The 360-nt window shown below is 44.2% G+C and carries 1 protein-coding gene; it reads right to left on the reverse strand.

The features are described from left to right. Positions 1-360 (reverse strand): DDE-type integrase/transposase/recombinase (locus ACQRDX_RS09575; protein WP_427896665.1); only part of this gene is annotated, 360 nt, incomplete at both ends.

Here is a 360-nt window from a genome sequence, read left to right on the forward strand (position 1 = left end):
TGGTGTTCGAGGACGAATCAGCTTGTGCTCAATGCCAAGTTCCTGACACAGCAAGTCTAGTGGGTGAACTTGTTTGGTCTCTTTGAAATGAGTGAACTCGAAGCCATTATCCGTTTGGATGATTTTGGGTTTGTATCCAAAGTGTTTGATAGCCATTTTGAGAAATTGAACCGTTGAGTAGGACGACTGCTCTTTGAAAGGGAATATAAAGCGTTCTCGGCTGGCCTCATCAATGACGGTGTACTGGTAGAACTTGTCAGGTAGTTTACCTGTGTAGCAGTGAGTCGGGACGTATTTGACATCCATCTGCCACTTGATACCAAGTTTAGTCGGCGTATCATATGGTTTTGGGACATAAGA

Origin of the sequence: Streptococcus sp. SGI.013, assembly GCF_050315295.1 — a bacterium.
In the GTDB taxonomy this organism is placed as follows: domain Bacteria; phylum Bacillota; class Bacilli; order Lactobacillales; family Streptococcaceae; genus Streptococcus; species Streptococcus porcorum.